This is a genomic window from Candidatus Zixiibacteriota bacterium (assembly GCA_040752815.1).
GTDB lineage: Bacteria > Zixibacteria > MSB-5A5 > GN15 > FEB-12 > JAGGTI01.
In genome coordinates this window covers 1-9933 of record JBFMGC010000072.1, presented here as the reverse complement: position 1 = coordinate 9933, position 9933 = coordinate 1, and the positions used below count along the sequence as shown (strand labels likewise).

Sequence of the window (9933 nt, the reverse complement as noted above, 5' to 3'; positions counted from 1 at the left end):
TCATGTTGGATGCGCTGTACACTTCCTTGACCTGTGAGAATCTTATAGGCTGTTTTGCGGAGGCAGATGTTAACCAATCCGGGGGCGCCACGCCCGGCTGCGGAGACATTTCAGTGGGCGATGTTACGATCCTTATTGACTACCTGTTCATTACCGGGCCGTCACTTGGCCTGCCGGACTGCATGTAGGCAGCGTCGCCCCTCAGAAGCACTGAACGTGGCGCCGGCCGAACCTGGCCGGCGCCGCTTGAATGTTTGCGCTTCACGCGCGTCCTGTCCCGCGCTATATTCCGCCGAAACTATGAGCGACCGGCCATCCTCCGAGTTTAATTTCGCCCTCGAAAAGGATTTCAGCGAAATCCTGACCAATCCCTTTCTCGATATCGCCGCTCGGTTCTGGGAGCCGGACAGGTACGAGGCCTTTCGCGTGTGTTATCGCAGTATGCGGCGGATCGATGATCTGGTGGATGACCGCAAAAGCGGGGGCGTCCCGATTTCTGCCGGCGAGCGCGTCGATTACGAGACCAGTATGACACGCTGGATCAGTAGCATCAAGAGCGGGGCATGTCCGGACCCGTATTCATCTGAGCTATTGGCGACAATGTCGCGGTTTACGCTCCCCCTTTGGCCGTGGGAACGCCTCTGCCGGGCGATGATCTACGATCTACACTATGACGGGTTTGCCACCTTCAGAATCTTCCTGCGGTACACCGAGGGCGCTGCGGTCGCTCCGGCGGCGGTTTTCACGCACCTGTGCGGTGTGACGCCTGCAGCCAACGGTGACTTCGCCCCGCCGTCGTATGACATCCGTCGATCCGCGCGATCGCTGGCGCTCTTCGCCTACCTCGTGCATATCATGCGCGACTTTCAGAAGGATCAGCGCCGGGGGCTGAACTACTTTGCAGACGACCTCCTGACGGCGCATTCGATCGGACGCGACAATCTCCGCCTGGCCGCCCGGAGTGGCCGAGTCCCTCACGAACTGCGAGCGCTCTTTGCTCAGTATCGCGTGTTTTGCGCGAATTATCGCGCCCGGGCCAGGGCAACCCTGGATGAGCTTGCCGCCATCCTGCCGCCCCGCTATCAACTGAGCCTGGAAGTCATATACGGGCTTTACAGTCTTGTTTACGAGCGTATCGATCCCCACCGGGGTTCATTTGCCGAGGGCGAACTAAACCCCAGCCCGGAGGAAATCCAGAATCGGCTGAGCCGGATTGTCACCGAGTTCAAGGCCAGGGCCAATCTGCAAGGCGCCGAGGAGAAACCCGATTAATCGGGGGCGGCAGACCTCCCGAGGCTGTCCCACAGGTTAGCGAAATTGCGGCAGAGCCTGCCCGGCCTTTTTCCGGGGTCCTTGTCCCGGCCCGATGAAAGAGAAGCGGGGCTAAGACCTGCCGCCTCAGATCACCCTTGTGGGACAGCCTCCGGAAGAAACTCCCTTGTCGCCGGTAGATACTCCGAGTCCCGTGCCCGCATGACGTTATTGTTGATACCGGTTCGGGACGGACGCGAATATTGTATAAGAGTTTAGACACGAAAGGTCGGATATGAACAGGCTCAAACTCGTAGTCGTGGCGGCCGCGATATTCTCCGCTACTAGCGCGCTCGCCGATGAACTAGCGGTGACCGTGTACAACAGTAATCTCGGCGTGATAAGCGAAACGCGCCAACTTGAATTCAGCAAGGGTACAGGGCGCCTGGCGTTCCGCGATGTGCCGTCGCAGATCGACGCCGCCTCGGTCAGGTTCGAGGTGGTCGACCAGAATCGGCAGGTATCAATCCTCGAGCAGAACTATGCGTACGACCTGGTCTCACCCGATCAGTTGTTCTCAAAATACATCGACAACCGGGTCGAACTGGTGGACAAGCAGGGCGGAGTGTATTCGGGCACGCTGCTGGCGTATTCCGGCGGCGCGGTTACGCTTATGCAGGAGGCCGGCAAGGTGAAGATCGTCTCCATGGGCGAAGTAGTCGAAACCAATTTCCCCAGCCTTCCCGAAGGCCTTATCACGCGCCCCACGCTCTTTTGGAATTACAGCTCGGATTTCAGCGGGAAAGCCTCATGTCGAGTGGGCTATCAAACTTCCGGACTGAACTGGGCGGCGGAGTATGTCGGCCTTCTGGATCAGAAAGAAACAAACCTTGATCTCTCCGGCTGGGCCTCGATTAACAACACCTCGGGCAGAACTTATCCCGAAGCCAGGCTGAAGCTCATTGCCGGTGACATCCACCGGGCTGCTCCACCCATGCGAAAAGGGTACGCCGATTTCGAGGTTGCTGCCATGGCTACGGCTCCCGCCGGTTTCGAGGAAAAAGCGTTCTTCGAATACCACATGTACACACTCCCCCGTTCTGCTACCCTGGCCAATAACGAAACCAAGCAGATTTCTCTGTTTGAGCCGGCATCGACTGCCGTAAAGAAAGTTTACTACTATCGGCCGAGCCACGGTTCAAGCGATGTGCAGGTGGTGGTCGAGTTTGTCAATTCCGCCCAGGCCGGGCTGGGGATGCCGCTTCCCGCCGGCAGGGTGCGATTATTCAAGGCTGATGACGACGGCTCCCTGATTTTGCTGGGCGAGGACCAGATCAAGCACACGCCGAAAGACGAAGAGATGGCACTGACCGTTGGAACGGCGTTCGACATAAAGGCCGAAGAGAGGCTGGTCAATCAGTCGCAGATTTCCAAGAAGGTGGAGGAGCGGGAATTCGAGATCGAGCTGCGCAACCGCAAAGCCGAGGCCGTGACGGTCAAGGTGGAAAAGCAACTCTGGGGCTTCTGGGAGATCACGCAGAGTACCCATGAGTACAAAAAGAAGGACGCCTCCACGGTTACATTCGAGGTGCCCGTGAAGGCGGAAGACACGACCACAGTGAGGTTTACAGTCCGGTTCACCAATCGATGAATTCTGGTCGGTTGACAAGGGTCCAGGCACCCTTTACATTCGGGCGACATTTTGAGACCGTGACTGTGCTCAAGGAGGTTTTGAGTGAAATCGATGTTAAAACTGACGCTGGTCATCACAATAGTGATGCTCCTGGTCGGTTCCGTGGCCGCGGAGAAAGCGCGCAAACTGCCCGCCAAGGCGTATATCCAGTCGGCCAAGATTGAAATTCTGGGTTATGGCGAGTCCAAGGAAGAGGCCCGGATTAAGCTCGCCCAGGCGATGCTGGACTCGCTGTTTTTGTACTGGGGGCCTCATTCGGAAGGTTATTACTGGTACAGCCAGATCAAGTGGGACCTGGCCAAAGAAAAGGCCAACCTGAAGGATCGCCTCCCGCTGGTGGCTCAGGCGATTGCCTACGCCGACTCACTGGCCTGGACCTGCGGCAATGACCAGATCAAGAAGGACTACCGCAAGGACTGCGACAAACTGGACGAGCAGTTGGATTCCGTACGGGTCCACGAATGGCGCGAGTACTACAATGACGGGGTGAACCAGATCACCGAGGTGGAGCAGCAAATGGAAGCGGTCAAGGTCGAGACCGATTCAGCGGCATTGGCTTATTACCAGACTCGCCTGGATGCCATTATCGATAGCTGCCAGGACAACATGGCCATTGCCATAGTCATCGATTCCACCGATGTCAAGCCGTTCATCGGACTGGCTACCGTCAACGAGCGTACCGGCAAATACGATAAGGCGATTGAGTACCTAATGCGGGCGCTGCCCCTGGCCGCCGACCGCACCCAGATACTCACGTCGATAGCGTATGACTATGTCCAGATGAACGACTACTGCGCGTCGATTCCCTGGTTCCGCGAGTATATCGACTTGACGCTGGCAACTCCTGCAGTCCTGGAGGATGCGGCCAACCGCGACGCCGTTGTAGGCACGGCCCACAACCTGGCAATCTGCTACAACAACTGCAAGGAGTACGACTCGGCCTATGCCACTTTCGGGCGCATCCTCGAAATCAATCCGGAAGACGTCACGGCTCTGGTCGGGGCCGCGAGGTATCAGCAGCACTACGGCCGCCTGGCCGGCGACTCGTCGCGGGCCAGCCGTGAGGCAGGCAACGAAGCCGCGTCCAAAAACTGGCAGGGCGTCAGGGATCAACGATTCGACTCTGCCCGTGTCTTTTTGAAACGCGCATTCGAGCTCTCCGGCGATGATGCCGCGGTGGCGTCGGAATACGGCCTGATGGCGGCCATCCTGCAGAAAATGGATGAAGCCAAGGTGGCCTTCACTCGCGCGACCGAGCTCGCCCCCGATGAGGTCGATTACTGGGTATCGTTGGGCGACTGCAATCTGCAAATGAGGGACTTTCCGGGAGCGGCGACCGCGTACGAGAAAGTGGTCGAGTTTCGTCCGGACGACAAAGCTGTCTGGGAGCGTCTGGCCGAGCTCTATGAGGCTACCGGCAACAAGGCGCGACGCGCCGAGGTGCTCGAAAAGCTCAAAACACTCTAAGCGACGCCTCCAAAGTGATTTGAAAGGGCTGGCCGATGGCCGGCCCTTTCCATATATAGCGAGTTATGGCAGGCGCTCGGCAACTTGTCAATGTCGCCGTATCCGGGCCGCTCCGGCGGACCTTCACCTACCATCTTCCTGACGGGATCGGCACTCTTGAACCCGGGCAACGAGTACTAGTGGAATTCGGTCGCCGCAGACAGGTCGGCTTCTATCTGGGCGACACAGAACCTGCTCCGGCTCTGGCCACCAAGCCGGTTCTGCGCCTGCTCGATCCGGTTAGCCTGATTCCCCGCGAACTGTGCGAGCTCTGTCTCTGGATGGCTGACTACTACTTTGCCAATCCTGCCGACTGTCTCGCCTGCGCTCTGCCGCCATCGCTGAAATCCAACCGACCACTCGGTTTGAGGTGGGCGGAACAATTGCCTGACACCACCCCCTCGAAAACGCGGCCGTTTTTCCGTTCCGGGCAGAAGCTGACCGACGGCATGATCGACAGCCTGCGCCGACTCGGCCGCCACATGATCGCGGAGTTGGTTGAAGCGGGTGCTCTGGTCGAGGACTGGCCGGAGTTCGACTCCCCTCGGCGCGGCTCGGTATACGCTTATCGAGTGGTCAATCTCGCGTCGTGGGCGGAGTTCTTTTCGGGGCGCCGTTTTCGGCCGCAGCCGTTCACGGGAGAGCTGGATCGAGAGTCACTTCGATCCCTGGGCTGGACTGATCATTATCTGCGCCTCACCCTCGACGCGGGCCTGCTGGAACCGTTGTACGAGCAGACTACCGATGACATCCTCAGTTTTGTGCATCCCAAAGAGGGCGTGGCCGACTTGGCACCCAATCCTGGTCAGCAGGCAGCAATCGAGAGAGTGACACAATCTCTCGACCGAAACTTCAACGTGAGCCTGCTACACGGCGTCACCGGCTCAGGCAAGACCTTGGTATACTGTCATGTCGTACGCCAAGTCATCGAGCGCGGCCGTTCCGCTCTGGTGCTCACACCTGAAATCGCCCTTTCCGGCAACATGCTGGCCTATCTCAGAGGGTTCTTCGGTGACATCGTCACCGTCATACACTCCGCCATGACCGAGCGCGAACGCCTCGAAAGCTGGCGCGGCATCCGCCAGGGGAAGTACCGTGTGGTGGTAGGGCCGCGCTCGGCGCTGTTCGCTCCGCTTGCAAATCCGGGGCTTATCATTGTGGATGAGGAACACGACTCGTCATACAAGCAGCTCGATCCCTCGCCCCGCTTCCACGGCCGCGACAGCGCGATCATGCGGGCGAAAATCAATCGTATTCCGGTGCTGCTCGGGTCGGCCTCGCCGTCACTGGAGAGCTATCACAACGCCCGCAGCGGCAAGTATGCTCTGCTAACCCTCGAGGAACGCCCCGCCGGTTCGACTCTCCCGAAAGTGACGATAATCGACATGGCCACGCAACGTCTGCAGGGCGATACGCCGTATCTCTCGTTTATGCTCAAGAAGGAGATCGATAACCGACTCGCCGCCGACCAGCAGGTGATACTGTTTCTGAACCGGCGCGGTTATTCGCCGCAATTGAAATGTGGCACCTGCGGCCATGTGCCGTCGTGCCCCAAGTGTGAGATCAAGCTGACCTATCATAAGGCCGGCCACAAGTTGACCTGCCACTATTGCGGACATATTGTATCCGGTTACCACGCCTGCGAGAAATGCGCAGGAACAGACTTTCTTTTCCCCGGAGCTGGTACCCAGAAAGTCGAAGAACACGTAGAGCGGCTTTTCGAACAGGGGCGGGTGCTGCGGTTCGATTCCGACACCGCCTCCGGCCGTAAGAATGCGCACCTGCTACTGCGTGAATTCGCCGAGCGGAAGTACAACATGCTTCTCGGCACACAGATGGTCACCAAGGGGTTGGATTTGCCGGGCGTGACCCTGGTCGGTGTGCTCTCTGCCGATCTCGGAATCGATCTGCCCGATTTCCGCGCCGCTGAAAAGACTCTGGCGCGGTTGCTTCAGGTAGCGGGTCGCTCCGGCCGAGGACAGGACCCGGGGGATGTCTTTATTCAGACATACTATCCTGAGAGCACGATTATAGGCGACGCCGCCCGTCAGGATTATGTCAGCTTCTTCGAACGGGAAATCGTCTCGCGCCAAACGCACTGTTTCCCGCCGTTTGGCCGCCTGGTACGAGTAGTTTTCGCCTCGGTGGACAAATCCAGTGTCGAGCGCAAGGCCTCCCGTTTTGCAGCCGATCTGGCTGACAGGTGCGCCGGGATCGGCCTGAAAGTCGACATTCTCGGCCCGACTTCGTGCCCGATCGGGCTGCTTCGCGGCCAGTCACGCCGCCATCTGCTGATTCGCACAACCCGTCCGCTTGAGCTCGTCCGAGCTCTGACTATGTGGGAGAGTGAGACGGCGCGATTTGGCTTATCGGCTGCGGTCAGAATCGTTGTGGATGTTGATCCTGATGATATGATGTAAGCAAGGCGGTAGCCCATAGCTCTGCTGTGGGTAGCTCGATACGAGACCTCAACGCTGTTTTGGACCGCATTTTCCCAAAGTTGGGTCAGTTCTTACCCCTGTTGCCTCGACCGTTCAACAGGGCAACAGGGGTGTGAACTGACGCCTGTAGCGCAAGGAAGCTCGACCGCGCCAAGTCACCGCCCGACCCGGTCCGCGTCGCGCCACCCGGGCGGGCTCAGGACCCGACGCAACGGAATTCAGTTGCGGGCCAGTGTGATCTGTTGTGTCAGAACTTAATTATCGCCTCCCCACTCCAGTTCCGTTTTTCCTTTGACCGGCCTCACCCTCACACCGTATAATAGATTACCATGACGACTACGAGCGGTCTCGAAATCGAGATCAAAATTCAGCTTGAGTCGTTCACCGACTACCTCAAGCTCCTGGGTTACCTCGGGCCGATTGACCGCGAAGAGCACCACCTGAACGCTTTCTTTGATTCGCCCGAGCGGGACCTGGGACGGGCCGGGTACGTGCTTCGGGTGAGGTCCACCGACCAATACGGCTCGGTGACACTCAAGAGTTTCGTATCGCAGGCGGATGCGCTCGCGGTGCGGCAGGAAGTGACCGGAGAGATAAGCTCGACTGAGGCGCGGGCGATAATCGACGGGCGCGCCGATCTGATGGCGCTCGATATTGAGCCGATCGCGACTATTCGTCAACAACTGCCCGATCTCAGGCCGTCACTCATCCTCCAGTTTAGAAACGAGCGTCACATCAAGCGGCATCGCATCGGCGACCACGATTTGAATCTGGAGATCGACCGAACGGAGTTCGCTGACGGTTCCACCGAGTACGAGCTGGAAGTCGAGCTGGATGACCGCAGCCATTTCGATACCGTGTACAGTGGCCTGGAGCGGCTGTTTCAGTTGCTGGCGATTCCGTTGATCGCTCAATCCAAGAGTAAGTTTGAGCGCGCTCTTGCGCGGGGGTAAACTGTTCCGGCATTCCCGACGCGGCTGCGCTCTGGGATCGAAGTAGTCCCCGGTACCCCACCCAACGGGTGGGATTATGACATGATCCAAATCGACCCCAGCCAGTCCAAACCCACTTGCGGCCATCATCCGGTGTATTATATTCGCGGGCCGCGATTCGAGATAGCTTTGGCTTGAAGAGTGAAAAGTGGTTTGTCGCGGCGGAGGGCTGAAGTCATGCAGCATTCGTTCCAGGTTGGACTTAGTTTCGGATTCATCTCGGCGATTATCACCACGCTCGGGCTGATGATCGGTCTCGAGGCGGGGACATCGTCGCGGCTGGCGGTGATTGGCGGCGTACTGACGATCGCGATCGCCGACGCTTTCTCCGATGCGCTCGGCATTCATGTCTCTGAGGAATCCGAAAACCACCACACCACCGCCGAAATCTGGGTTTCGACTATCACCACGTTTGCCGCCAAAGCAATATTCGCGTCGTTCTTTGTCGTCCCCGTGCTGTTGCTGCCCCTGCGCACAGCGATAATAGTAAGCATCATTCTCGGTATGACGATGCTGGCGCTATTCAGCTATATCATGGCGCGCCGCGCAGGGGCTCGGCCGCTTCCTGTAGTGGCTGAGCACTTGCTGGTGGGACTGATCGTGATAGTGGCGACTCACTTCATTGGCCGCTGGATCGCCGGCGCGTTTAAGTAGCCGAAGAGATCGGGTGGCCCACTCGCCTGAGGGCGGGAACGTGTAGTCCGCAATCTCGACTTTCAGGTGGCCCACCTGCTTGCAGGTGGGGGCTGGCTTCATACATGCGCACTTTGCTCATATTTGAATGCCGTCAATCTCGAATATACCAGACCGCTCCCCAAGATACCATCGGCAACTTGACCATGGCCAACCGGTAGCCCACAGCTCTGCTGTGGGTCGCTCGATACTCTGAAACACCCCAATTCGATACCGCCCTATCCACTTCGCCAGGAACCCCATATTCCGCCACCTTGTTTTCAGAGTTAAACAGGTAGCCCACAGCTCTGCTGTGGGTCGCTCGATACTCAGAAACACCCCAATTCGATACCGCCCTATCCACTTCGCCAGGAACTCCATATTCCGCCACCTTGTTTTCAGAGTTAGTTCTCTCAAGGAGGCCATCGTGCAAACATCAAAGTATGCCTGGTTCATAACCGCGTTTATCATGATCTCGGGAATAGCGACTCTCGCGGCGGAAAGCGGGGCGATCGAGTCACCCCCGAAGACGCCCGAAGAACGAGCGGCCGACAGCGCGCAGCAGGCGCTCGAAAAATACAATAACGGCGTCAAGCACATGGACAAGGCGCGTTCGTACGACGCCCAGTCCGACTCCCTTTTCGCCTTCAACTACCGGGCGACATCGACCGCCAAGGCCGAGAAGGAATACGACAAAGCGGTCAAGGACTTCCGGAGGGCGGTTGAGCTTCGGCCGAATATGATTGAGGCGCACAACAATCTTGGCTACTGCCTGCGCAAACTTAACAAGCTGGACGAGTCGATGAAGGCCTACGCGGCGGCGCTGGCTATCGACAGTCTTTATGCCCCGGCACGGGAGTATCGTGGCGAGCTGTTTCTGGCGATGGGAGATTTGAATCGGGCCAACGCGGAATTAGTATTTCTCAGGCGTGTGGACTCGCCCTATGCGGACACGCTAGCGCTGTCGATCGATCTTTTCCACCTGCAGCAGGTAGCGAAGGGGATGAAGAGGTGAGGGGGCTCTGGTCTATTTATTCGATGATGTGGGCCCCACCGCTTGCGGTGAGTTAAGCGCGCACGGCAGGGCCAATCACAAACACGCCGGTAAGCCGAGTGCGGGCCCGGTGATAAATAGGTAGTCAATCAGGATAGTTACATCGCCAATGGTGATCTGACCGGGCACAGGATCGCGTCCGCCAGATTGGTTAACATCCGCTTCGGCCATGCAGTTTACAACGCCCCAGTTCTGACTAGAAGCCATTTCATAACCTCTTCAGCGTGATGAGCAGGCAAGCGACATGAAAAAACGCCTCATAAACCACAATATCGCGGTCCCAGCGGACCACCAAGCGACGATTATTTCCCAGCCAGGCAAAAG

Annotated in this window: 8 protein-coding genes; all 8 read left to right on the top strand. The window is 58.1% G+C overall.

Going from position 1 to position 9933, the window contains the following annotated elements; all coding sequences use genetic code 11:
• The coding region (locus tag AB1772_12470) for a hypothetical protein (GenBank protein ID MEW5797156.1) at positions 1–188 on the top strand (188 nt) is incomplete at its 5' end.
• Between the two features lie 112 nt (positions 189–300).
• Positions 301–1272, top strand: coding sequence for a squalene/phytoene synthase family protein (locus AB1772_12465; GenBank protein MEW5797155.1), 972 nt, complete (start codon positions 301–303; stop codon positions 1270–1272).
• Between the two features lie 274 nt (positions 1273–1546).
• A complete protein-coding gene (locus AB1772_12460) occupies positions 1547–2902 on the top strand; it encodes a DUF4139 domain-containing protein (protein ID MEW5797154.1) in 1356 nt (451 codons plus the stop codon).
• Between the two features lie 93 nt (positions 2903–2995).
• A complete protein-coding gene (locus AB1772_12455; GenBank protein ID MEW5797153.1) occupies positions 2996–4411 on the top strand; it encodes a tetratricopeptide repeat protein in 1416 nt (471 codons plus the stop codon).
• A gap of 65 nt (positions 4412–4476) precedes the next feature.
• On the top strand, positions 4477–6870 hold the full coding sequence (gene priA, locus AB1772_12450) for a primosomal protein N' (protein ID MEW5797152.1): 2394 nt from the start codon (positions 4477–4479) through the stop codon (positions 6868–6870).
• A gap of 350 nt (positions 6871–7220) precedes the next feature.
• Positions 7221–7844 carry a CYTH domain-containing protein gene (locus tag AB1772_12445; protein ID MEW5797151.1) on the top strand — a complete coding sequence of 208 codons (624 nt, stop codon included), beginning with the start codon at positions 7221–7223 and terminating at the stop codon, positions 7842–7844.
• Between the two features lie 216 nt (positions 7845–8060).
• A complete protein-coding gene (locus AB1772_12440; GenBank protein ID MEW5797150.1) occupies positions 8061–8537 on the top strand; it encodes a hypothetical protein in 477 nt (158 codons plus the stop codon).
• A 445-nt stretch (positions 8538–8982) separates the two neighbouring features.
• On the top strand, positions 8983–9570 hold the full coding sequence (locus AB1772_12435; GenBank protein MEW5797149.1) for a tetratricopeptide repeat protein: 588 nt from the start codon (positions 8983–8985) through the stop codon (positions 9568–9570).
• The last annotated feature ends 363 nt before the right edge of the window (positions 9571–9933 follow it).